The organism is Vibrio sp. 10N.222.52.B12 (genome assembly GCF_002875385.1).
In the GTDB taxonomy this organism is placed as follows: Bacteria; Pseudomonadota; Gammaproteobacteria; order Enterobacterales; family Vibrionaceae; genus Vibrio; species Vibrio jasicida.
The window spans coordinates 61,759-83,424 of record NZ_MDAW01000152.1 but is presented as its reverse complement, the minus strand read 5'-3'; the positions used below and the strand labels follow the sequence as shown (position 1 = coordinate 83,424).

At 45.1% G+C, this 21,666-nt stretch carries 21 protein-coding genes; 4 read left to right on the top strand and 17 right to left on the bottom strand.

From position 1 onward, the window contains the following. A partial coding sequence (locus BCT11_RS23750; protein ID WP_133152159.1) for a retention module-containing protein occupies nucleotides 1–3,383 on the bottom strand: 3,383 nt, incomplete at its 3' end. Between the two features lie 281 nt (nucleotides 3,384–3,664). Beyond that, nucleotides 3,665–3,928, bottom strand: coding sequence for a hypothetical protein (locus tag BCT11_RS23745; RefSeq protein WP_038867962.1), 264 nt, complete (start codon nucleotides 3,926–3,928; stop codon nucleotides 3,665–3,667). Nucleotides 3,929–4,252: 324 nt separating this feature from the next. On the opposite strand from BCT11_RS23745, the gene BCT11_RS23740 reads away from it, so the two are divergent. Continuing rightward, nucleotides 4,253–4,501: a YgjV family protein gene (locus BCT11_RS23740; RefSeq protein ID WP_038867963.1), complete on the top strand. Its 249-nt coding sequence runs from the start codon at nucleotides 4,253–4,255 to the stop codon at nucleotides 4,499–4,501. 82 nt (nucleotides 4,502–4,583) lie between these two features. Here the strand turns inward: BCT11_RS23740 and BCT11_RS23735 are convergent, their stop codons facing one another. Then, the gene (locus tag BCT11_RS23735; RefSeq protein WP_038867965.1) at nucleotides 4,584–4,865 is read right to left on the bottom strand and encodes a DUF2218 domain-containing protein; all 282 of its coding nucleotides are present in this window, start codon (nucleotides 4,863–4,865) and stop codon (nucleotides 4,584–4,586) included. Nucleotides 4,866–4,945: 80 nt separating this feature from the next. Continuing rightward, complete coding sequence (locus BCT11_RS23730) at nucleotides 4,946–6,952, bottom strand: TonB-dependent siderophore receptor (RefSeq protein ID WP_102389434.1); 2,007 nt, start codon at nucleotides 6,950–6,952, stop codon at nucleotides 4,946–4,948. Between the two features lie 116 nt (nucleotides 6,953–7,068). Here BCT11_RS23730 and BCT11_RS23725 point away from each other — a divergent pair, with 116 nt between their 5' ends. Together BCT11_RS23725 and cueR are read left to right on the top strand one after the other, a co-directional pair. Continuing rightward, the gene (locus BCT11_RS23725; protein ID WP_102389433.1) at nucleotides 7,069–8,028 is read left to right on the top strand and encodes an AraC family transcriptional regulator; all 960 of its coding nucleotides are present in this window, start codon (nucleotides 7,069–7,071) and stop codon (nucleotides 8,026–8,028) included. Nucleotides 8,029–8,434: 406 nt separating this feature from the next. Next, entirely contained in the window at nucleotides 8,435–8,821 is a 387-nt protein-coding gene (gene cueR / locus BCT11_RS23720) for a Cu(I)-responsive transcriptional regulator (protein WP_005437780.1), read from the top strand. Between the two features lie 44 nt (nucleotides 8,822–8,865). Here the strand turns inward: cueR and vctC are convergent, their stop codons facing one another. The 4 genes from vctC to BCT11_RS23700 are packed head-to-tail and all read right to left on the bottom strand — an operon-like array spanning nucleotide 8,866 to nucleotide 12,431. Then, nucleotides 8,866–9,621 carry an iron chelate ABC transporter ATP-binding protein VctC gene (vctC, locus tag BCT11_RS23715; RefSeq protein WP_063345326.1) on the bottom strand — a complete coding sequence of 252 codons (756 nt, stop codon included), beginning with the start codon at nucleotides 9,619–9,621 and terminating at the stop codon, nucleotides 8,866–8,868. 2 nt (nucleotides 9,622–9,623) lie between these two features. Further along, a complete protein-coding gene (gene vctG, locus BCT11_RS23710) occupies nucleotides 9,624–10,574 on the bottom strand; it encodes an iron chelate uptake ABC transporter permease subunit VctG (RefSeq protein ID WP_102389432.1) in 951 nt (316 codons plus the stop codon). After that, nucleotides 10,567–11,502, bottom strand: a complete 936-nt coding sequence (gene vctD, locus BCT11_RS23705; protein ID WP_102389431.1) for an iron chelate uptake ABC transporter permease subunit VctD — start codon at nucleotides 11,500–11,502, stop codon at nucleotides 10,567–10,569. Before vctD ends, vctG begins: the two co-directional genes overlap by 8 nt. 20 nt (nucleotides 11,503–11,522) lie before the next feature. Further along, nucleotides 11,523–12,431, bottom strand: coding sequence for a siderophore ABC transporter substrate-binding protein (locus BCT11_RS23700; protein ID WP_102389430.1), 909 nt, complete (start codon nucleotides 12,429–12,431; stop codon nucleotides 11,523–11,525). A gap of 246 nt (nucleotides 12,432–12,677) precedes the next feature. Here BCT11_RS23700 and BCT11_RS23695 point away from each other — a divergent pair, with 246 nt between their 5' ends. Then, entirely contained in the window at nucleotides 12,678–12,842 is a 165-nt protein-coding gene (locus BCT11_RS23695) for a DUF3012 domain-containing protein (RefSeq protein ID WP_078609721.1), read from the top strand. A gap of 76 nt (nucleotides 12,843–12,918) precedes the next feature. Here BCT11_RS23695 and BCT11_RS23690 read toward each other — a convergent pair whose 3' ends face one another. The 9 genes from BCT11_RS23690 to rbsA form a co-directional block, all read right to left on the bottom strand. Beyond that, entirely contained in the window at nucleotides 12,919–13,599 is a 681-nt protein-coding gene (locus BCT11_RS23690; protein WP_005437794.1) for a Crp/Fnr family transcriptional regulator, read from the bottom strand. Between the two features lie 122 nt (nucleotides 13,600–13,721). Beyond that, on the bottom strand, nucleotides 13,722–14,453 hold the full coding sequence (locus tag BCT11_RS23685; protein ID WP_102389429.1) for a nucleoside phosphorylase: 732 nt from the start codon (nucleotides 14,451–14,453) through the stop codon (nucleotides 13,722–13,724). Nucleotides 14,454–14,463: 10 nt separating this feature from the next. Continuing rightward, nucleotides 14,464–15,195: a nicotinamide riboside transporter PnuC gene (gene pnuC, locus BCT11_RS23680; RefSeq protein ID WP_039976726.1), complete on the bottom strand. Its 732-nt coding sequence runs from the start codon at nucleotides 15,193–15,195 to the stop codon at nucleotides 14,464–14,466. Nucleotides 15,196–15,352: 157 nt separating this feature from the next. Continuing rightward, nucleotides 15,353–15,571, bottom strand: a complete 219-nt coding sequence (locus BCT11_RS23675; RefSeq protein ID WP_039976727.1) for a hypothetical protein — start codon at nucleotides 15,569–15,571, stop codon at nucleotides 15,353–15,355. Between the two features lie 222 nt (nucleotides 15,572–15,793). Continuing rightward, complete coding sequence (locus BCT11_RS23670) at nucleotides 15,794–16,804, bottom strand: substrate-binding domain-containing protein (protein ID WP_005435752.1); 1,011 nt, start codon at nucleotides 16,802–16,804, stop codon at nucleotides 15,794–15,796. Between the two features lie 286 nt (nucleotides 16,805–17,090). After that, nucleotides 17,091–18,005 carry a ribokinase gene (rbsK, locus tag BCT11_RS23660; protein ID WP_102389428.1) on the bottom strand — a complete coding sequence of 305 codons (915 nt, stop codon included), beginning with the start codon at nucleotides 18,003–18,005 and terminating at the stop codon, nucleotides 17,091–17,093. Between the two features lie 204 nt (nucleotides 18,006–18,209). Next, nucleotides 18,210–19,088, bottom strand: coding sequence for a ribose ABC transporter substrate-binding protein RbsB (rbsB, locus tag BCT11_RS23655; protein ID WP_102389427.1), 879 nt, complete (start codon nucleotides 19,086–19,088; stop codon nucleotides 18,210–18,212). Nucleotides 19,089–19,179: 91 nt separating this feature from the next. After that, the gene (gene rbsC, locus BCT11_RS23650) at nucleotides 19,180–20,163 is read right to left on the bottom strand and encodes a ribose ABC transporter permease (RefSeq protein ID WP_039976729.1); all 984 of its coding nucleotides are present in this window, start codon (nucleotides 20,161–20,163) and stop codon (nucleotides 19,180–19,182) included. Further along, nucleotides 20,160–21,665, bottom strand: a complete 1,506-nt coding sequence (gene rbsA, locus BCT11_RS23645; RefSeq protein WP_102389426.1) for a ribose ABC transporter ATP-binding protein RbsA — start codon at nucleotides 21,663–21,665, stop codon at nucleotides 20,160–20,162. The genes rbsC and rbsA overlap by 4 nt, the downstream gene beginning before the upstream one ends. Nucleotide 21,666 lies beyond the last annotated feature (1 nt).

The following is a 21,666-nucleotide window of genomic DNA, read 5'->3' as shown; positions in this document are numbered from 1 at the left end:
GTTAAACCGTCAACTGGTGTTGATGTGCCATCGAGTTGGTAGCTCACCACTCGGTCTGAACCTTGTGTGGTGGTGAAGTTACCATCAATAGAAATTGGATTGCTTTGGTCTGAGCCAATTGAAGCTAGATCATCTTCATCAACCGTAATGGCGTCGACGTCGGTAATCACTGGCTTATCGTCCACGATCGTCACAGGGATCGTGGCATTTGTGGTGTCGCCATCAAAGTCGGTCGCGATGATTGGGAAGTTGAGTGTCAACTCATCGCTATCTACTGCGTGGTCGATTGGCCCTTCAATCGTGAAGTTATAAGAGCCATCAGTGTTCACTGTCAGCGTAAAGACCGCTTCAGAGCCCGCAGTTGCCTCGTAAGTAAAGCTGCCATCACCATTTGCAGTTTCAGTCAGCGTGACTGCCACGCCTTGTGATGTGAGTCCAGCCACTGGTGTTGCGGAAGCATCGAGCTGATAGCTCACCACTCGATCAGAGCCTTGTGTGGTGGTGAAGTTGCCATCGATTGAAATCGGGTCAGTCTGATCTGAGCCAATCATGCCTAAATCATCTTCATCAACGGTAATCGCATCGACATCGGTAATGGTCGGCTTATCATCCACGATGGTAACGGGCAGTACGATTTGGCTTGTGTCACCATCGAAATCGGTAGCAATGACGCTAAAATCAAGGGTTAAGCTGTCGCTATTTGCCGCATGGTCGATTGGACCTTGCAGCTCAAAACTGTACGAGCCGTCGGTATTCAAAATTAATGTGAAAACTGCACTGCCATTTGCCGTTGCGCTGTAGGTGTAACTGCCGTCTGCATTTTGCGTTTCGGCAATGGAGACGGTTTGCCCTTGAGATTGCAGGCCATTTAAAGGATCAGCATTTACATCCAACTGATACTGTACGACGCCATCAGAGCCCTGAGTCGTCGTGAACTGACCTTCAACCAGCGTTGGCTGTGATTGGTCAGAGCCTACCGAACTTAAGTCATCTTCATCGACGGTAAGAGCAACAACGTCGTTAATGGTTGGCACATCATCAGTAATGGTTACCGGTAGAACAAGTGAACTGGTGTCACCGTCAAAGTCCGTTGCGACAATAGTGAAGTCTAGCGTTAAGCTATCGCTACCCACAGCATGATCGATTGGACCTTCAAGGGTAAATAAATAAGAACCGTCAGGGTTCACTTGTAAGGTGAAGATAGCGTCCCCTTCTGCCGTTGCAGAATAGGTAAAGCTGCCATCTGAGTTGGTTGTTTCCGTCAGAGAGATAGATCGACCCTGTGATTCCAACCCATTGAGTGAATCAGTGCCGCTCTCTAATTGATAACTTACAACACGGTCTGAGCCCTGAGTCGTCGTGAAGCTGCCTTGCGCGAGCACAGAGTCGCTTTGATCGGAGCCGATGCTTGATAGATCATCTTCATCGACGGCTAGTGCATCAACGCCATCAATCGTAGGAACGTCATCTTGAACTTGAATGACAATTTGCGCCGCTTCTGGTGTGTTCGAACCTTCGGTAATCGAGGAGCGGTCGCCATCTGCATCTACCGCGTAAACTGGCAGTGAGAAAGTAAGCGAGTCATCGTTAGCACCCGTATGATCGAGTTGTTCATACAAGTTGAATTGGTATTCGCCCAATGTAGGCGCATCAATCGCCACATCAAATACGGTGATACGCACGCCATCCAGCTCGATGAAGCCTTCGTAAGTGCGCACGCCGTTACTCTCGGACGCAAGTTCCAGTTGAACAACCTGCCCTTGAGATTGGAGTTCTCCACCAACATTAAACTCTGTAGGTTCCAACTCATAGTGATCAATGATGTCACTTCCGACCGCTGTCGTGATCGACCCAGTACCACTTGTTACTACCGCGCCTTCCTGTGAACCTTGGTCAACCCCCGCCTCGTCTAAAGACAATCCCGTCACGTTTTCAATCACTGGATTATCGCCATCAAGGATGGTCATCGTAAAGGTGTTGCTTGCCGTATCTTGGTCAAAGTCGACGATTGTGGTTGGCAAAGAGAGCTCAATCGTATCTTCACCGTTTGTTTGTTCTAACGGCTTAAATTGCTCAAATTGGTAGGTACCATCAGTATTCAAACTGATGGTTAAGACGGTTTCATTCGAGCCCGCAATGGACAAGGTGATAGTACTGCCGTCTTCAGAGAGTACCACCTCTGTCGCCTGATTATCACTCAGTAGGCCATCGAATTGACTAAGCCCTTCTTGATTAAACGTGACCGTTGCCAATTGATCACTACCAATATCAACAAAGGTGCCAGTGATTGGTACAGAGGAAGATTCAACGTTTTCAAAAGTAACGTTTTGCGGCGCAGGATCATCGCCATCAATAACGGTTGTCGTAAAATCGATAGGCGCTTGAATGCTGTTCCCACCAATATCTGCGCCAGTAATATCAAAAGCGATATTGATTTGATCACCGGAGATCGATACTTGGCCATCAGCAACAGACGCGACATGGTCAATACCCTGGCTAATCGTGGTAACGACCTCTAACTCTAAATCACGGCCTAAAGATGTCGCTTCGATCTCGATACGAAGCACTTCGTTACCTTCTTGAGTACCGATAATGGCATTTTGCGCTTCGTCATAAACGAACGCCACTGGCTGACCACCAGAGGTAATATCACTGTTAAGCTCACTTAACAAAGACTCTAAAGAAGACGTTTCGGGTACAAATGAAGTAGTATCAAGTGCGAGATCCCCTGCTTCAACCAGCACACTAGACGAAATGGTTTGCGGGTAGCTTGATAGAGAAATTGAGCCTTCTGTTACTTGAGAAGAAAGAGACTGACCGCCGTCAGCAAAAATGGTGATGTCGAGGCCATCAATATCATCGTCGGTTTCGGTATCACCGCTTGGAGCCGATGTCTCGAAGAAGGTTGATGCGAGTACTTCAGGATTGTTGTACTCAATGGTAACAAAGCCCGCATTCGCAGAACCGGAACCACCACCTCCGCCAGGGCCTGCAGCGGTTGCTTCTAAAATGGCGGTAGGGTCGGCACCTTCCAAAATGGCTTGTTGAATCGCAGCCACGTCTTCTGCACCAAACTCAGCGTTTGCCGCTGCCGTTGGGTCAACATTGACTTGTCCGTCAACAGGCGCTTGAACGACCGCTTCCGTCGGTACGGCTTCAGGTGTCGGCGCTGGAATGCACGCCACACAATTTTCGTCCACTAAATAGAGAGAACCTTCCGCTAACACTTCAATTGAAGCGCCGTTTTCAGTGATAATGACATCACCCGGAACCAGTGTATCTCCAACGTTAACCGCTCTGACCTTCCCCTCAAGGTCTAAAGCGTAAACATCCCCTTCGACAGCGTCTACAATGACGGCTTGCGGCACAGCTTGTGTACTCATCTGACCCCCGCTAAATGGTTAACGTCTTTACGTTAGACCTTTATAAATTATTTTAGTTTATCGGAATGTGATTCACATTTTCTCATACGCTGATTTAACTAACTATTGAGTCAATAAACAATCATATTTTGCACTTTCGTTAATCAGTCGAAACGAAATCAGGATATAGTCACAATTATGTGACACCTTAACTAAGGTAAAACCCCAACCAAGCATATGAAAATAATAGCTTATTAATCAAAGTTTAGTTAGTTTGCATGAAAACTAGAAATTGAATCAGCTTAATGACTGAGAACAAGGCCGCCGGTGCCAATCAAAAGCGGTAGAAAAGCGAACAAAATGTCAAAACTAGAAGAACGCTTGGCGAGCCTGATCAGTAAGGGAGAAGAGAAGAACATGACCATCAAGTATTGGATTGCATAGTCAGAAGGAATCACAAGCAACATGACAACGTGCGTCATAATATGAATAACCACACCCCACGAATGAGGTTTGGTACGCATCATCAAAGCAAGTGAATACAGAAAACTAATAGCAACAGGCATAACTCAATTCTTTAATTAATAATGATTCTCATTTTCAATATTATGTCATTGTTGTCATTGCTTCAACTTTGTTTTGTCTATCATTTGAATCGTTATTATCAATCAACACAATAAGTAAAATTATCAACAATTTCTTTCCTAAACGTTTGCGTAATCGCTAACCTTCTCTTAACCTTGATTTGAGGCTTTCATCACGATTTTTCCATTGCTATAGTTCACCCATCAGAACAAACAAGACCATTCGAGGCATGGAGCTTCCTCGCTAATCTCAAGATGAGAAGAATAGGTACCGAAAACATTCGGCAGATTTAAGAGGGTCAAATAATGGAGATGAATATGGTTGAGATTTTAGGTTACGCGGCATCAATCATGGTTGCTATTTCGCTGACTATGAAAGACATCGTTAAACTACGTATCCTAAACTTCATCGGCTGTGCACTGTTCACTGCATACGGTCTAATGATTGATGCGTGGCCTGTTGTGCTAACAAATGGTTTTATTGCATGTGTTAACGTGTACTTCCTTGCTAAAATGCAGCAGGAAAAAAAAAGCCTAGCGCCTGAAGAAGCCTAGTAGAAATGATTTTAGAAAGCCCGTAAGTGTTACGCTTACGGGCTTTTTCGTTTGTTTCTTTTGATCCGCTCGTGCACTTTCGTTATCGTATCCAGTTCAACTCTAGAGTTTCACGACGCGAAAACATTTCTACATGAACCGACACAACGCCCTTCACTTTTTCTAATGACTCTTCAGAGTCCGCCTCGCAAGTTATCAGTAAACGCTCCCCCTCTAACTTGAACTCCGTATTTCCAACAGGAAATGTCACCAAACCTTTTTCATCATTCCAAGTCGCCGGCACTTTACGTGCGAAGTGGCGACACAAAGTCACGAGATATTTCGCCGCATGCTCGCTTTCAATTACAGTGGTTTCTTTGATCAATTTCAGTCCCTCGTCCCTTTCATAAAAAAGGCTCTCGTACGAGAGCCAAACATCTAAGGTTGTTGTTATTGCCCTTAGAGTTAGAATTGATAAGCGGCAGACAACTTGTAGTTACGCCCTGGTTCGTAATCGTCTAACGTAATCCCCCTTGCTGTGCCCGAGCGAGAGGCGTGAGACGTGTAAAGCTCATCAAATACGTTATCAATACCAAAGGTGACCGATAGCCCGTCAACGTTAGAAGGCACCCATTGTGCGTACAAGTTGTGAACATCGTAACTGTCTTTCTTCGGTTGGCCGTCAAACACATTGTCTTCCTCAAGCACAAACATTGAGTTCCAACCAAAGATGGTTTCTAACGAATCAGATTGGTAATCCAGCGTTAAAGCGATACTGTCACCCATGTCAATACTACGGCCATTGCCTCCCGCTACTGGGCCGCCCGTATCTTTGTTCTTTGTATCCGACTTAGAGTAAGACAGTTTGCTGCCGAAGCTTTCGTAACCATAGAAAGCACTCGCTTCAAAGCCTTTGATCTCGACATCACCTTCATTGTAAATAAGGTATGTTTGAGTCGCTCCTTGATACGCTTTTGCAATGTAGTCATCAATATCGGTTTGGAACACGGTTAGGTTTGCGCCAAATGTGTGTTCATCTACCGTCTTATTGAAACGAACACCACCTTGAGTGTTGAGTCCCGTTTCTGGTTTCAAACCATCTTGTAGGTAAGCCACATCTTGGTAAGCAATAAAGGTTTCCATCAGTTCTGGACCTTTAAAGAGCGAACGAGAACTTGCAAACAGTGTCCAGTCTTGTGTTACTGCCCACTCTGCCGCTAGTGCCCATGTCACTTTGTCGTAATCGTTGTTAGCTGTTTCTGCTTTGCGTTGGTAGTCGTCAAATCGTAGGCCGGCCGTGATCGAAAGCGCATCCGAGATAAAGAATTGGTCTTCGACGAACAAAGCTGTAGAAACCGCAGATTCATCCATGAACTTGCTACTGCCATAGTAACTTTCAGAAGTTTTATCCATGTAATCAAGGCCGTAAGTCGCGCGATGATCAAAGTTCCCCATAGTGAGCAACGATTGGAATTTTGCACTTAAGCCAAAGTTCTGGTTTTTCGCGGTATTTTTCGATAAACGGTTTGCTGGCCAACGCGGCGCCATGACAGATTCATCACGGACGATTTCGGTTTCAGTGTTATATAACGTGACGTCCCCTTGGTGTTGCTCACCACGAAGCTCATAACTTAATGTGACCGTGTCACGATCATAATCGGTTGGAATCAGAAGCTCACTAGACAAGCCATTATTAGCGTTACCAGACATATCAGGGCGTGGGTTGTAATCACCACTGTCACGATACATATCGTATGAGATTTCTAGTCGGTGGATATCACCAAACTCATAGCCGAGCTTACCTAAGATGTTGTAAACATCTCCTTCCGCACCAAAGGTTTTATTGCCATCACCATCTTTAAAGTCATCACGTGTTACGTAGTGACCATAGACCATCGCGTCCACGTTTTCAGACAGTAATCCATAAAGTGTTAGGGAACCTTGTTGGTTGTCGTTAGACGCATAACCGCCGTAAACGCGAGCACCAAAGTTTTCATCGTAACGCAGCAGATCACGAGCATCTTTAGTCTCAAAGTACACTGAACCACCAAGACCGCTTTGAGTAACTGAGTTATTACCCACTTGGATATCTGCTGACTTTAGAATGTCTGGGTTGAGTGTAAGGTTCCCAATATGGTGGAACATGTTGGCATGCTGAGAGGCGCCGTCTAAACGGATATCAAGATCGGTTTCACCAAGACCACGAATGGTGATACGTTGATTGACAGAATGTGTACCGCCCACGTCAACGCCGGGAATATCACGAAGCAAATCAGACATGTGGTCAGCTTGTTTGAGCGACATATCGTCGGCAAACATTGATTCGGTGTTACTGGATACCTTCGTACCCCATACCACTACCTCTTCGAAGTGAGAATCTTGATCTTGGGCTAAAGCGGGATGAGCAAGTGCCACCACGACTGCTAGGCATAGGCTTGAAAGCTTAATTGATGAGCTAACTGGGCTTTCCATAAACGTCTTCCTAAATATAAATGATAATAATTCTCACGTATGATAGGGTCGCTATTGATAAATACAAAGACGAATCACTTATGCGAAATCGCATAGGTGTTATGAGGAAACGTCAAATGGCGGAAGAGACAAAAAAAAGAACTAAAATTGCCAAAGTGGCTCTAACCAAAAAGCTTGAGCAGACGGAAAAACAGATCATTGTGACTCAAGGTCAAAGCAGCCAAACCCAACTCGCGGAAGGTCAATTCCTCTCCTACCAATACAACGACCAAATCTTTGTTCATGGCGGACGTTGCATTGAATTAGTCGATTCGAATATCGTTTCAACCGCACATTCTGCACTACTGATTACCATTCTGTTGGAGGGGAAACTCTCTTTTGGTTACGATGACCTCCAATTTGACTTTGACGCAAGCAAAGGCCCACAAGGCGTGGTTGTTAACCTAGCTAAGCCTGCAAACTTCCGCCGCTCGCTGATTCAAAACAACCGAATGAATAAGATTAATATTCTTATTAAGCCACCTTGGTTGGAATCGAGAATGGCGGGACATTGCGGTCACAAGCGCTTTATTGAAACTCACCAAGCCTTTTACACGCTGGAGCTTAATGAGACGTTAATTGATTTAACACGAGCTCTCACTCAACATGAATCTCCGACAAACATGAAAGATCGTATCGGGGTAGAGAGTTTGATCTACCACTCGATTGGGCAAATGCCAGACGACTACTGCGCAGAGTGCGAAGAGAAAAAGCGTTCTGGCGATGCTCGAATCGAGGATGTAGTCAGTTATATCGAGACGCACCTCGAAGAAGATTTAACCTTAGAGCGCTTAGCAGAACAGTTCTCGATGAGCGTTTCTAATCTGCAGCGCCGCTTTAAACAATCTTTTAATATGACCATCAACGGTTACATCCGTCACCGCCGCTTAGAGATCGCTCGCCAGCATTTGGAGCGCGGATTAGTGACTATCACAGAAGCGGCATACGAGGCGGGTTACCACCACCCATCGAACTTTACCAACGCCTTCAAGAAAGTGTTTGGTGTTCCACCACACGAGGTCGTAAACAGCCATTGATGGTATCCATATATACCCAAGTGACTTCAAGATGCAGGATTCAGAGCGTTGTCATTGATTCGAGAGTAAGGAAAACAACGCAGTGTAATAGCTAGCTCTTTCCAAGTTGTTTGACGCAGCCATTTGTTTGACTAAAAAAGCGAGTCAATGACACGCTCCTAAAGGGCACTCTTTGCAAATAGTAAGGGCCTTGGCTTGTATACTTTGTTGCCGATTCTTGATTTAGAATGACTAGATCTTTAAATCGCCGCCGCGTCTACAAACCAAGTCATTCTCGCTGAACCTAGCATCTCGAGGTTACTTGGGTATAAACGCCACAAAATAGGTTTGCTATCAAAGCCATTTGGGAAGATAAACACTTGGCGTTATACTCGCGAGAAAGGTTATCTGAAATACAGAGGTCATCATGAATATTGGTGCAGTTGCGAAATTAACAGGGTTGTCTTCTAAGTCGATTCGTATGTACGAAGACAAAGGCATCATCTCGTCACCAGCTCGCAGCGATTCAGGCTATCGCGAATATTCTGACAAACACATCCAAGAGCTCAACCTTGTTTCCCGAGCGAAAAACGCAGGATTCTCACTACAAGAATGCAAAGAATTTGTGCAACTGGCGCACAATCCAAATCGTAAGAGCAGCGAAGTGAAAGCGCGTACGATGGATAAGCTTCATGAAGTTGAGCAAAAGATCGCGCACTTGTTGGAGATTAAAAAGCAATTAGAGGGTTGGGTTTCATCTTGCCCAGGCGATGCCGAGAGCCGATGTCCAATCATTGACGAGCTCACCAAGTAGGCTCGCCAATATTTCTATTTCGTTTTAATTTCATGAATATAGGTTTAATGGTAAGTGCACATACGCTTGCCATTAAGCTCAATGATATTAAAAGGTGTCTCGTAGATATCTTCTAACGTGGATGCCTGAATCACCTCCTCTACTTTGCCAGTGGCAACCACTTTGCCCTTCTTTAACGCAAGGATCTCGTCGGAGTAACAAGCCGCAAAGTTAATATCATGAATCACCACGACCATGGCTTTATTCATATCGTGAGCAAGGCGCTGAACGACTCTCATGATCTGCAATGAATGTTTGATATCAAGGTTATTCAATGGTTCATCGAGGAAAACGTAATCCGTATCTTGGGCAATCACCATCGCAATAAACGCCAACTGCCGTTGACCACCACTCAATTCATCTAAGAACTTATCTTGAATTTCTTTTAGGTCTAGGTAGTCAATTGCTTGGTCGATGATCGCATGGTCATCTTTGGACAAGTTGCCTTTTGAATAGGGGAATCGCCCAAACGAGACCAATTCTTTTACGGTAAAACGCATCGTGATCGTGTTTGCTTGGCGCAACACCGCCAATTTTTTTGCGAGCTCTTTGGTGTCCCATTCTGCAATCTCTTTGCAGTCGATCATGACACTACCGCCATCTCGCTCGGTCAATCGTGACGCCATCGACAGCAAGGTACTCTTTCCTGCTCCGTTTGGACCAATAATCGATGTCACCTTCCCTTTCTCAAATTGGGTATCCGCGCCATCAACGACTTTGTTGGAACCAAATGCTTTGGTTAATTTATCTATAACTATCATGTTTATACGACTTTGTTTTTCAGCAGTAGATACAAGAAGTAGATACCACCAATAAAGTTAATCACCACGCTCAGCGTCGTTTCAAATGAAAATAGGTTTTCTATAATCCACTGCCCCGACAACAAGGCACAAATTGCCATCAATGAACAACCAACTAATAAAGTACGATGCTGGTAAGAGTGGAACATTTCACGGCTCAAGTTCGTCACCAATAAACCAAAGAACATGATTGGCCCGACTAAAGCCGTCGAAATGGCAATGAGAACCGCAGAGAGAATAAAGACATTGCGCGTCACTTTAGGGACATCAACCCCTAGGCTCTTAGCATTGTCTTGGTCGAGCCAAAAAACATCTAAAGTGCGATGCATGCGATACAGCAACCAGCAAGCGATGAGCAATATTGGCGAACTAAGATACACCAAGTTCACCTTCACGTTGTTGAAGCTGGCGTACAGTTTAGATTGCACAAACGCAAACGTATTTGGGTCCATCAGAAGGGAGAAGAACACTGCACTATTGCTAAACAACTGCCCAAAGATCAGCCCCACCAACAACAAAGTGATGAGATTGCGCCCACCTTTTGAAAAATAAAACCCAAACAGCAACATCGAAAAGCCTACCATCACCAATACAGCAATCGAAAAGTTGATGTAAACATTCAGAACGAGTGCGCTTAAACCACCAAACAACAAAACAATCAGCACTTGCGTCAACACATACAACGCATCAAATCCCATGATACTTGGAGTAAGAATCCGGTTGTGGGTAATGGTTTGGAACACCAATGAAGATTGAGCAATCGCAATACCCGCTAATACCATGGCTAATACTTTAGGCACACGTCGCGACAAAAAGTATTGGTAGTTATCTGCTGTTAAGCCAATACCAATAAACAGAAACGCAAAAAGCAGCGCGACGGCTGCCAATAAGAACAGTTTCTTGGAATCACGCACTTTGCTTACCTCGCAACAACATCGCGATAAACACCACTCCGCCCAAGATACTGATCACGATTGAAATCGGCATTTCATGAGGGAAGATGATCAATCGGCTAACCAAGTCACACGCCAAAACGAGTATTGCCCCATACATGGCAGTAAGCGGGATATTGCGTTTAAGATTGTCGCCATAGAAGTAACTGACTAAGTTTGGAACGATAAGCCCAAGAAACGGCAGTTGACCAACGATCATCACAACACTGGCAGACATTACCGATACCAAAAGTACACCTAACGTCACCACTTGTTGGTAGTTAAGACCAAGGTTTACTGCAAAGTCTTTACCAATGCCAATAGCAGAGATACGCGAGGCAAACAGGTAGCTTAAAAGCGCCACAGGCACGGCAATGTAAAGCAGCTCAAAATCACCACGCAAAATGTTGGCAAAATTCGCTAAGCTCCACGCTGAAAGACTTTGTAGTGCATCGTATTTGTAGGCAATGAAAGTAGTAACGGCGTCAACAACGTTACTAAAGATGATGCCGACGAGCGGTACAAACACGACACTTTTGAATTGGATGCGTTGAATGAACTGGACGAACATCAAGGTCCCCAGAATAGAGACAGCAAAGACAAGCCAAAGCTGTTCGCCATTACCAAAAAACACCACACTCATTACGTAACCGAGCATGGCACACTCAATCGTGCCCGTTGTTGAAGGCGCGGCGAATCGGTTTTGGCTAATTTGCTGCATCACTAATCCAGCGATGCTCAGCCCTGCTCCGGCAAGAAGAATGGCAAATAGACGCGGAATTCGGCTAGTAAAGAAGAGTTCTATTGCTTTTGCATCGCCCGAAAACAACTGTTGGGGTGTCATATTTGCCACCCCAACAAACAACGATGCGACGCTTAGAACAATAAGAACAAGCAATAACTTTTTCAAAGTTAACCTCAGCTAGCTTTTTACAGATCGATCGTGTGTTTGATTTCACTCACCATCTTTTCCGTCGCGGTTACCCCAGACATCGCTAAGTACCAAGCATCAACATCTAGGAAGGTAATTTTCTTGTTCTTGTATGCCGAAGTTGCTTTAACCAAATCGTTATCCAACGCTTTAGCGAGGTCATTGTCAGACTTTGCGTGAAGTGAGTTTCTATCAATGACTAGAATATTTTTCGGGTTAGCTTCGCGGATAAACTCGTAAGAGATGACATCACCGTGCGTGCCTGTTTTGAGGTTCTTCACTGTTTCAGTAAAACCAAAATCGGTGTAAATCGCGCCAAAACGAGACTTCGCACCGAACGCACTGATGTTGTCTCCGATACTCAAAATCGTGAGTGCATCATTATTATTGGTTTGGTTGTATTCGCGAATCGCCTTGAACTGTGCATCCAAGTTTTCGATCTTTTGCTCAACCTTGTCCTCTATGTTGAAGATCTTACCAAGATTACGCCATTGTGCTTTTGTGCCCTGCCAGTAAGCTTCTTTCTCTCCTGATGCAAAAACGACTGTTGGTGCAATTTCACTTAACTCATCGTATTTCGATGAACCACGAGGACCAACCAAAATCAAATCTGGTTTTTGCATATAGATGGTTTCGAAATCCGGTTCAAACAAGCTACCAGCAGAGGTGTAATTGTCTTTATTGTATTTCGATAAGTATTTAGGGAGATGCGAGGCATTCGAAACTGCAACAGGGTCGATGTTAAAGCTATCGAGCATATCAAGAGGGCCAAAGCCAATCACAACCACACGCTTTGGTGATTGTTCGACTTCTGTCGTCCCCATGTAGTGATCGATTTTGACGGTTGCAGCAAAAGCAGGTGAGATTGTGAGCAGCGAAACAAGAGCCGCACTGACGAGTTTTTCCATTATTTTAAACCTTAAATGAGATCCGTTATCATGCGCATTCGCAATATATCGTTACTCACATAGGCATTCAACCGATTATTTAATAACTTTACATTCGTTACACTTCTGAATTGGCTCAATAAATCAACAAATTACACTGTACCTATATCGGATTTGAGACGGTAAGCGCAAAATAATAATTTTCATGTTTATCTCGTGATCGAGTGCTTATACTTCAAAACAAGTCTTATCAAAAAGGATTAGAAAATGAAGAAGTTAGCATTAATGGTTTTTGTCGCAGCGCAACTGATGGCTTGTACAGAGGTGGGCAGTGAAGCGTGGTGTAACGACATGAAAGAAAAGCCAAAAGGCGAATGGACCGCTAACGAAGCGTCTGATTTTGCTAAAAATTGTGTTTTTAAATCAGAATAAACACACATTGTTCTGATTGAATAACAGATAAACCAGATAGCCCGCAGCTTTTATTTTTAAAATGGAATCGTGCGAGCTATTCATAGGCATCAAGAAACGCTTTTAGTGCAAGTTCATCAACAATCTCTAGCCCCTGTTCGCCCTTTCTGATCAACCCCTTTTCCATTAAATCTTTCACCGCTCGGCGATAAACACGCCCCGAAGTGCCAAATCTTTCGGCTTCTTGGTTTACTTTGCCAAATCCACCCAACAAGGTATTAGTCTGTTTTTGCACCAACAAATCATAAGCGATGTTGTAAGTAATTGGGTGTAACAAGCGATTGGTATAGATGTCCATTGAATCCTGATAATCCTCCGCCAAAGCAGAAGCAAAGAAGAACATCATGTCAGGTTGCTGATGCAGCGCCTCAGTCAGTTTTTGGATACAGATGATATCCACCTGCATGTGTTCATCAGCTACCACATTCCATTGGCAAGGCGTTTGTGTGAAGTACTCCATTTCACCATAGATATGATAATCGCAATTGGCTTCACCCAGTTGGAAACGACGTCCATTAGCTGCAATGATGCTCATCGAAACTCGACCGACTGGCACAACATAGAGATATTGAAGTTGTTCACCTTGGCGAAGGATCTCTTCACCAGAGTCAAAGTATCGACTGCCGATTTGGCATTGATAGATTAAGTCACGAAACTCGGCACTTTTCTGTTCTAGAAAGCTTTTGAAACGTCCGGTCGGATAAGGGCTTATTTTCACGTGAGTTTCTCTTTAATGACAACAATCTCAAATAGATTGTACTCGCTAGAATCGTTTGATGACAGCCAATAAAAAAGCGACACCAAGGTGCCGCTTATAAAATTAACTAAGCTGTGATCTGGTTAACTCTGTGCAATTAAGGCTTCAAGAGCAGCGTAAGACGCTAAACGCTCCCCTTCCATCATCACTTGCGCTTCGTCTACGTACTGCCCTACGCCTTCTTTCACATCCTGCTGATACAAAACCACATTGTTCAAGATGGAAGCGACATTCAGACCACGCAGTCGACCGACAGTAAACAGAGCTGAGGTTTCCATATCCGCGCCGAGAATACCCTTCTTGTTCCAGTACTCGCAGATCGCTTCTTCGTCGTCGGTATAGAAGCTGTCATGAGAGCGAACCACACCTAAATGATAGTGCGCCTCTTTTTCGGCTAAATAGCTATCCAGCGCTTTCAGTAACGAAAAGCTTGCGTAAGCAGGATAAGAAGAGCGAACGTACGCTTTCGAGCCACCTTCGTCTCTTACTGCGCCTTCAGCCACAATCAACTCACCAAGTTGAATGCCAGATTGCATCGCACCAGCCGACCCCACACGAATCACATCTGTCACACCACACTGCTTTAGCTCTTCCACCGCAATGATCATCGATGGAGCGCCGATACCTGTACTACACACTGATACGCGCTGACCTCGGTATGTCCCCGTAAACACTCGATACTCACGGTTTTCAGAGACCAGTTCTGCGTTATCAAATAACGCGGCAATACGGTTTGCTCGATCTGGCTCACCACAGACGATCACTCGAGGCGCTATTTGAGTGCTGTCTACGCCAATATGAGGTTGTTTCATCATTGGCTTAACCTTAAGCTGCGGCTTGAGTTAGGGGCTTCTCACCGTTGCGTTTTGCGCTACGTGCCCACTCTCTTGTGCCGTTTGCTGCGATGAACATGAGAATCGCGTATTGAACCGACATTGCGTACACACCTTGTGTCGCATAAATCCCAACACTGATGATGTTGATTACGACCCAAAGAATCCAGTTCTCAACGTACTTACGTGTCATCAAGATTTGCGCCACGATAGAAAGCACGGTCATGGTTGCATCCCAGAATGGGAAAGCATCTGGCTCTAAGACTGGCTCAGACAAACCTGCACCGAACACATTCAACGTATCAACGGCAATGTTAGCCAACGCAAAGAAGAATGGGTCGATGTAAATCGTTAACATCGCAATCGCAACAATGCTTACAGAACCTGTCGCGATCAGCTTCTGTTTGCTTAACCAACGAACCTCAAGTGTCTCACCTTGTGCATTTGGTCTTGTCCATGCATACCAGCCATAGATGTTGGCGCAGAAGAAGAAAAGTTGAAGCAGAAGCAATCCGTAAAGCTGAATCTGGAAAAAGATAACGGCAAAAAGTGTTACGTTCAGCAGACCGAACAAGTAGTTAATGGTTTTTTCTTGGCTCGCAAACCAAATACAAAGCAGACCGAAAACTGTACCAAACGCTTCGATCCAGCTCATTGCATAGCCACCACCAATAGGAATGTTAACAAGGGTGTTGTTAATGTCTAACAGGGCAAATAGGTCCATGAAGATGTCCTTTATTATTGTGCTTGGGATGCGCTCATCTTATTGTCTCGCAGCAAACAAAAAGGAGGACATTTGTCCTCCCTTTGATGTATCCGATCATAAATCAGATCAATAATTGTTTTAAAGTGCTTTGATGGCACTTGTCACCCCAAGTTGTTTACAACTCATGCCCTAAATAGCGCTTTTTGAAAGATGACGCAGAAGCAAAAAATGCAGTTGCAATGAACGTAAAAGCAATACCCGATAAGTAGACGAATTCTTCGTTTGCGAGCAGTTCATAAACACTGACTACAAATACGAACAATACCAACATTACATTGATACGATGAAACCACGGTCTCTTGGTTGAATACTGTGCGTATCTCTTAACAAACATAAAAAATTTCCATTCACCACAATAATTTATAAATCTATTTATAGACTCTTCTAATAATAAGCTTTCCTGTGAATTTCTACACGATATCTTTCACTTTACGCGCAAAAAATCACACTTTGATGGGCTTATTATGTAAAAAGAAGGCATTTACTTTCTAAATCCATTCAGAAAGCTAACCATTATAAGTTTAGATAAATAACTAATTGAGAACGAATAACTTCTTTATTCGGAGAGGCACTTCACACTGTTACGCTCAACTAATGTAGGTTCAAGCTGTACAACCTGAGCTTCATCAGATTTATCATCCAGTTTTCGCAATAGAGTTTCGACTGCGGCTTGCCCTAGGCGGTATTTTGGTTGGTGAATCGTTGTCAAAGATGGAGACATGAATTTAGCGATATGAATATCATCGTAGCCAATAATGGATAACTGCTCTGGAATTTTAATGCCTAGCTCGTTAGCCGCGTTAATTGCGCCCATTGCCATCATGTCGTTGGAGACAAAAATCGAGCTTGGTAACGGACCACGTTCCGCCATTTTCTTGAAGGCTTGATAACCACCTTCACATTCAAAGTCAGATTCAACAATCCAGTTTGCATTGAACTCAAGCTCAGCTTCAATCATCGCTCGCTTGTAGCCTTCATAACGCATTTGCGCTTGATGCTTGATTAGTGGACCTGTAATACAACCAATCTCTTGGTGGCCGCAGTCGATAAGGTATTTAGCTGCAAGATAGCCACCACGAAGCGAATTATCTTGAATCTTATCGCTGGTGAACAGCATAGGGCCCCAGTCCATCACTACAACAGGAATGTCAGGGTAACGTTCGAATACATCAATACGCTCCCCTTCTAACGATGAACACATCAAAATCAGGCCATCAACGCGCTTTTGCAATAGCGTATTGATAGATTCACGCATTCGCTCGTTATCACCTTCTGTGTTACACAGGATCAGGCTGTAACCTTTGTGGTAGCAACTGCGCTCAACACCTTTTACCACTTCACCGAAAAATGGGTTGGTTGAGGTGGTCACTAGCATACCAATGGTTTTGGTGCGGTTCACTTTGAGGCTACGCGCCAAAGCAGACGGCGCGTAGTAATTGAGTTCTTTGGCAGCGTTGTTGACTCGTTCCGAGATCTCTTCGCTGACAAAGCGAGTTTTGTTAATAACATGGCTCACAGTTGAAGTGGAAACCCCTGCCAGTTTTGCGATGTCTTTCATCGTTGCCATGTTATTACTCCTTGATTTTAGGGTCTGTTGATCTTTCGTGGTTAAGTTTTGTTCGAGATAAAAGCGTTTTAATCGCGACGAGAGGTTTGTAGCCTAGTCACCCTAAGCACATGCCTCTCAACAAAGAGTAAAACGCTTTTAGCCGAACCCTTCGGGCAACATTTGTGGCTTATTTCTACTTCGTTATCGGCTTATCAGGTAGGCCAACTACATTTCAAAGCCTCTGCCTTGTATAAACTGCCCACAAATCGCTGCAAAAATCAGCTCGAAAGGTCAACAGGCCCTACTATTGAGCCAGAAACTCCTCAACCTCTTCACGGGTTGGAATGGAGGTTTGCGCGCCAAAGCGAGTTACTGAGATCGCTGCTGCTGCGTGGGCAAACTTAATCGCTGATTCTAAAGGTAAGTCTTCCAATAAACCAGTAACTAATGCCCCATTAAACGTATCGCCCGCAGCAGTGGTATCTGTGGCTTCTACGCGGAAGCCAGAAATGATTTCACCACGACCGTTTTGACTCAACCAAACTCCTTTCGCACCGAGCGTGATCATTACAATTTCAATGCCTTTCGAATGCAGGATGTTCGCCGCTTCTTGTGCACTGTCATCGTCCGTTACCGTCACACCTGTTAGCACTTCCGCTTCCGTTTCGTTTGGTGTAATCACATCAATGCAAGACAGTAATTCATCTGACAGCTCGCGAGCTGGTGCAGGGTTAAGAATCACGTTGGTCTTGGCATCTTTCGCGATTCGCGCTGCTTTCTCGATGCCGCACATTGGCGTTTCTAGTTGCATCAACAAGTAATCAGCCTGACGAATGCGCTCTAGATCAGGCTCAATCGCCTCTGCAGTCAGCTTTGCGTTGGCTTCTGCTGAGATACAAATGCTGTTCTCGCCACTGTCCGCCACTTGAATCATGGCAATGCCCGTTGGACAGTTTGGCTGCATCTTCACACCAGTGATGTCGATGCCATCCATTTTGAAGTTCTCACGAATGTTGATGCCGAACGAATCATCACCCACACACGCAATAAAACCGATGTCTGCGTTTAATCGAGCTGCCGCAACAGCTTGGTTGGCACCTTTGCCACCTGGGATAACTTGATAGTTGCGACCATGCAGCGTCTCGCCAGGGCGAGGGAAAGAAGGCACTTGAAGAACATGGTCAGCGTTTACACTACCTAACACCACTAACTTATTCATACGGTTATCCTCGGTTCTGATTGAACCCTTTATATTTGAACAGGAGTAATAGGTTTACGCTCTTTGAAAAAACGTAAGCGTATTACGATTCAACTAGATTTGATTTTCTAACGTACCGCTTTCGTTGTTTGGAATGACCCAACACACTCATTGGGTCATTCCGTTATCTTCAACAAAGAAGAATCACTGAGTCGGGAGCTAAACTTACTTAGTCACGACTTTAAGCGGAACAGGAATGTACTCCTCAACCTTCTCGCCTTTCAATACTTTCGCTGCAGTTTCTACACCCAACGCACCAATAAGATCTGGTTGCTGTGCGATAGTCGCTGCGAGCTTGCCACGGTTAACTGCTGCAATGCCGTCATCAGTACCGTCAAAGCCAACGATAAGTACGTCTTTACCTGATGCCTGAACTGCGCGAAGCGCACCCAGTGCCATCTCATCGTTCTGAGCAAAGACCGCTTGAACATCTGGGTTAGCTGCAAGCAAGTTTTCCATTACGTTCAGACCTTTAGTACGGTCAAAATCAGCAGGTTGGCTTGCTAGTAGCTCCATGTTGCTGCCCTTCACTGCTGTCATGAAGCCTTCACCACGCTCACGCGCCGCAGACGTACCTGCAATACCTTCTAGTTGGATAACTTTCGCTTTCTCTCCTACTTTTTCCATGATGTAGTGACCAGCCATTTCACCACCAACTACGTTGTCAGAAGCGATGTGGCTCACTACGTCACCACGGCTTGCACCACGGTCTAGTGTCAACACAGGGATCTTAGAACGGTTCGCCATACGAATCGCGTTTGACACAGCGTCTGAATCTGTTGGGTTAATCAGAATCGCTTTTACGCCACGAATCGCTAGGTCTTCGATGTTTGATAGTTCTTTACTCGGGTCATTTTGCGAGTCCAGTACAATCAAGTCATATCCCAGTTCTTTCGCTTTCGCTTCTGCACCGTCTTTCATCGTTACGAAGAACGGGTTATTCAGTGTAGAAACTACAATCGCCATTGTATCTTGAGCATGCGCCGCTACCGATACGGTTGAAGAAAGAAGTGCAGCAGAGATAAGAGTTGCGAGTTTTTTCATCGTTCTAGTCCTTTGTGTAGGGTGAGCCAGCACACGTCCTCTGGCTCGATTTGTATTCAGGATTTAGTGGAGCTCTTTATTTAAATATCAATTACTTGTTTTTGTTGTCTACCAGTACTGCTAGCAAGATAACCACTGCTTTCGCAATCATTTGGTAATAAGAAGAAACATCGAGTAGGTTCAGCGCGTTATTTAAGAAGCCGATGATCAGAGCACCAATCAATGTACCCATGATGCGACCTTTACCGCCCATCAAGCTGGTACCGCCAAGAACAACCGCTGCGATTGCATCTAGCTCGTAACCCATACCTGCTGTTGGCTGCGCCGAAGACAGGCGAGACGTTACGATGATGCCAGCAAGCGCTGCCAACATACCGCAGATGGCGTATACACCGATTTTCACACGGTCAACATTGATACCAGAAAGGCGTGTTGCTGATTCGTTGCCACCAAGTGCGTACACGTAGCGACCAAAGCGAGTGTGGTTCAGTAGGTACCAAGCCGCAGCAAAGACAATCACCATCAACCAAACAGGAACTGGGATACCAAGTGCATAACCGGTACCGAACCATGCAAATGCGTCTGCGGTATCAGTAAAGCCCGTTGAGATAGGACGACCGTCTGTGTAAACCATGGTGACACCGCGCAATAACGTCATGGTAACCAGTGTTGCGATAAAGGCTTGAACCTTACCTTTCGCAATGATGATACCGCTGATCGCACCCAGTGCCGCACCAGCAAACAATGCCGTCGGAACCGCAATAAGCACCGGCACTTCTAACGCAATCATGCTCGCCGCGAAAGCACCACATAGCGCGAGTACAGAACCTACGCTTAGGTCGATACCTGCAGTCAAGATAACCAACGTCATACCTACCGCGATGATCGCATTGACTGAGGTTTGACGAAGAATATTAAGAATGTTGTCTACCGTAAAAAAGTTCGGGTTCAAGAATGACACAACAACAATCAAGAAAATCAGTGCAATCAGTGACTTTTGCTCAATCAGCCATTCTTTGGTGAACAACTTTTTGTTGTTCGCTTCGGTTGGTTTGCTCATGGTCTTAGTACTCATGCTGCTTCCTCATTGATCTTTCTGCCTACGGCACAAGCGAGTAGTGTTTCTTGGTCGGCGTCTTTCGCATCGAATTCACCAGTAATACGACCTTCGTGCATCACCATGATGCGGTCACTCATGCCCAGCACTTCAGGCATCTCAGAAGAAACCAAGATGATGCTCATGCCCTCGGCTTTAAATTTGTTGATTAGCTGATAGATTTCTTTCTTCGCACCCACGTCGACACCACGAGTTGGCTCATCCAGAATCAGAACTTTAGGTTTGGTCATTAACCCTTTTGCGATTGCCACTTTCTGCTGATTACCACCAGAAAGGTTACCAATGATTTGGTCTCGTGTTGGGGTTTTGATATTGAACAACTTAATGAAGTCTTCAACCGCCAACACTTCTTCGCCATGTTGGATTTGGAAGCCTTTGGTGAGTTTATCCAGTGCACACAGAGACATGTTCTCCTTCACGGATAACCCCAAAACCAAGCCATCGCCTTTACGATCTTCAGAGATGTAAGCAATGCCATTCGCCAAACCATCTTGTGGGCTCACAGGATTAATGGTTTTGTTGTCTAAGTTGATAACGCCACGCTCACTTGGTAACGCGCCGTAAATCACCTTCATCAACTCTGTACGCCCCGCGCCCATCAAGCCTGACACACCAAGGATCTCACCACGTTGAAGAGTGAAGCTAATGTCGTGAACGCCCGAGCCCGTCAAACCAATTACTTCAAGACAAACGTCACCATGCGTCACATCGATACGCGGGTATTGCTCTTCCAACTTACGACCAACCATCATTTCGATGAGTCCATCTTCGTTGGTGTCTTTAACTTGGCATTCGCCAATGAACTTGCCGTCACGTAACACAGTAATGTCATCACAGATTTCGAAGATTTCTTTCAGACGGTGTGAGATGTAAACGATGCCGCAACCTTGGTCGCGAAGTTCGTTAATCACTTTAAACAGCGATTCCGTCTCTTTGTCGGTTAGCGCATCCGTTGGCTCATCCATGATGATGACTTTGGATTCGAAAGACAGCGCTTTCGCAATCTCCACCATTTGTTGTTCACCAAGGCTCAAATCACCAAGCAGCGTTTTTGAAGAGTGTTTTACGTTAAGGCGTTGAAGCAACTTGTCTGCTTCTTCATACATCTTGCCCCACTGAATACGCCCCATCGTGCCGGTAAACTCACGACCTAGATAGATGTTTTCGGCAATCGTCAGTTCCGGGATCAAGTTCAATTCTTGGTGAATGATACTGATGCCGGCTTCTTGCGAGTCTCGTGGACCTTTAAACGCCGCTGGCTGGCCTTGATATTTGATGCTCCCTGCATCCATGTGGTAGATGCCCGTTAACACTTTCATCAAGGTCGACTTACCTGCGCCGTTCTCGCCCATCAACGCCATCACTCGACCCGGGTATACATTAAGGCTGGCTTTATCCAATGCCTTAACGCCCGGGAAGGCTTTCTCAATGTCGTTTAGTTGTAGAATGGCTTGAGTCATA

Coding starts and splice junctions, on each gene's coding strand:
- BCT11_RS23700 (WP_102389430.1), bottom strand. CDS start 12,431: ATGGAAAAACTCGTCAGTGCGGCTCTTGTTTCGCTGCTCACAATCTCA.
- rbsC (WP_039976729.1), bottom strand. CDS start 20,163: ATGAGTACTAAGACCATGAGCAAACCAACCGAAGCGAACAACAAAAAG.
- BCT11_RS23740 (WP_038867963.1), top strand. CDS start 4,253: ATGGAGATGAATATGGTTGAGATTTTAGGTTACGCGGCATCAATCATG.
- BCT11_RS23675 (WP_039976727.1), bottom strand. CDS start 15,571: ATGTTTGTTAAGAGATACGCACAGTATTCAACCAAGAGACCGTGGTTT.
- vctC (WP_063345326.1), bottom strand. CDS start 9,621: ATGATAGTTATAGATAAATTAACCAAAGCATTTGGTTCCAACAAAGTC.
- BCT11_RS23685 (WP_102389429.1), bottom strand. CDS start 14,453: ATGATGAAACAACCTCATATTGGCGTAGACAGCACTCAAATAGCGCCT.
- rbsA (WP_102389426.1), bottom strand. CDS start 21,665: ATGACTCAAGCCATTCTACAACTAAACGACATTGAGAAAGCCTTCCCG.
- BCT11_RS23695 (WP_078609721.1), top strand. CDS start 12,678: ATGAAGAAGTTAGCATTAATGGTTTTTGTCGCAGCGCAACTGATGGCT.
- BCT11_RS23670 (WP_005435752.1), bottom strand. CDS start 16,804: ATGGCAACGATGAAAGACATCGCAAAACTGGCAGGGGTTTCCACTTCA.
- BCT11_RS23745 (WP_038867962.1), bottom strand. CDS start 3,928: ATGCCTGTTGCTATTAGTTTTCTGTATTCACTTGCTTTGATGATGCGT.
- rbsB (WP_102389427.1), bottom strand. CDS start 19,088: ATGAAAAAACTCGCAACTCTTATCTCTGCTGCACTTCTTTCTTCAACC.
- BCT11_RS23730 (WP_102389434.1), bottom strand. CDS start 6,952: ATGGAAAGCCCAGTTAGCTCATCAATTAAGCTTTCAAGCCTATGCCTA.
- cueR (WP_005437780.1), top strand. CDS start 8,435: ATGAATATTGGTGCAGTTGCGAAATTAACAGGGTTGTCTTCTAAGTCG.
- pnuC (WP_039976726.1), bottom strand. CDS start 15,195: ATGGACCTATTTGCCCTGTTAGACATTAACAACACCCTTGTTAACATT.
- rbsK (WP_102389428.1), bottom strand. CDS start 18,005: ATGAATAAGTTAGTGGTGTTAGGTAGTGTAAACGCTGACCATGTTCTT.
- BCT11_RS23725 (WP_102389433.1), top strand. CDS start 7,069: ATGGCGGAAGAGACAAAAAAAAGAACTAAAATTGCCAAAGTGGCTCTA.